The organism is Weissella fangxianensis (assembly GCF_024718545.1).
In the GTDB taxonomy this organism is placed as follows: Bacteria; Bacillota; Bacilli; order Lactobacillales; family Lactobacillaceae; genus Weissella; species Weissella fangxianensis.
This window is the reverse complement of sequence record NZ_JAMXDB010000075.1, coordinates 1-1,437: the sequence shown is the minus strand read 5'-3', so window position 1 is coordinate 1,437 and position 1,437 is coordinate 1. Positions and strand designations below refer to the sequence as shown.

At 37.5% G+C, this 1,437-nt stretch carries 2 protein-coding genes; both read right to left on the bottom strand.

Annotated features, from left to right (window positions below):
- Positions 1 to 30 precede the first annotated feature (30 nt).
- Positions 31 to 891, bottom strand: a complete 861-nt coding sequence (locus tag NGR58_RS10170; RefSeq protein ID WP_258089361.1) for an IS3 family transposase — start codon at positions 889 to 891, stop codon at positions 31 to 33.
- 8 nt (positions 892 to 899) lie between these two features.
- Entirely contained in the window at positions 900 to 1,385 is a 486-nt protein-coding gene (locus NGR58_RS10165; RefSeq protein ID WP_075269457.1) for a helix-turn-helix domain-containing protein, read from the bottom strand.
- Positions 1,386 to 1,437: the final 52 nt, after the last annotated feature.

The window sequence follows — 1,437 nt, the reverse complement described above, 5'->3', positions numbered from 1 at the left end:
TGAACTGAACCCCAAAAATTGGAGAGAAGTTTAAGCAACTAGCTGGTCGGAAAGACTTCGGTATTGAACCGGAGTTTTTCCGGCCAGCTTTGTTTTAATCCGTTTATTGTTGTAGTAATAGATATAATTATTGACGGCAGACTTCAGCTCGTCATAGTTTTGATAATGGTTATTATGGACAGTTCCTACCTTCAAGAGATGAAAGAAGCTCTCCGCCATAGCATTATCTAGACAGGTCGCTTTGCGACTCATACTTTGAAACACATGGTTGTTCTGCAAACGTGAGACATATTCATAATTTTGATACTGGAATCCCTGGTCAGAGTGGATTGTTAAACGGTAATTTAATTTGGGTCTAGTATTTAATAGTTCATCTAGTGGTTTCGTAACGAAATCAACGGTTGGATGAAGATCAATATTCCAAGTGAGAATCTCACCACTATAAACATCAATATAGGCCGTAAAATATGCTCGTTCATCTACTGTTCCAGAACCCCAACGCATTTCAGTAACATCTGTGAGCACTTTCTGATAAGGGCGGTCTGTTATAAATCGACGATTAACACGATTGGGTGCAATACGACCAACTGTGCCAACATATGAATTGTACTTACGAGTTATTCGGTTAAATGCAGTACAAAGAATGCCGTTCATTTTCATGATTTTCAATACAACCTTATGGTTGGTATTAAATCCTTGGTTATGCAATTCCTGAGTGACACGACGGTAACCATAATCGGGATTTTCGTTACGAATTGCAGTAATGGCATTAATCAAATCACGAGGATATTTTTTATATGCTCGCTTACAAGCATCATGATAGCTACTACTAGACATTTCAGCTACTTGAAGAATTAACTTCAATTTACATTTCAATTCTTGCCTTAACACAGTAATTACTACCGCCTTGTCTTGGTTTGTAATTTCTTTTTCTCCTGTGCTAAGGCCTCGAGTTTTTCCAGATAGGCTACCTTAATACGCAGTAATTCATTCTCTTCTTCAAGTTTCTTAATTTTATTATCTTCTTGCTTAGTCATAATTTTCTTCCGCCTTTGCTTATTAGATTTCAGGCGCCCAGATTCCAGTGCTCTTTCCCATTGCCAAATGGTAGATGGGGTACGAATATGAAATTTCTTAGCAGTTACCGGAAGCGAAGCTTTGTGCTCAAGTCGCCATTGAATTACCTTGATTTTAAAGGAATATTGATAATTTGTCTTACTTTGACTAGCGTTGTTTAATCCATAGACACCAAGTTCCTTGATATTAGTAACCCAGTTACGAATGGTGTCTGTTCCTTTAATACCAAACTTTTTCCGTATTTTATAAGGCGGAATACCTTGTAGGTACATCGTGACTGCTTCAATTTGTACTTCTTTTGAAAACATAGTAAAACCCCGTAAGTTTTGGAAATTACTCCAACTTACGGGGTTCAGTTCA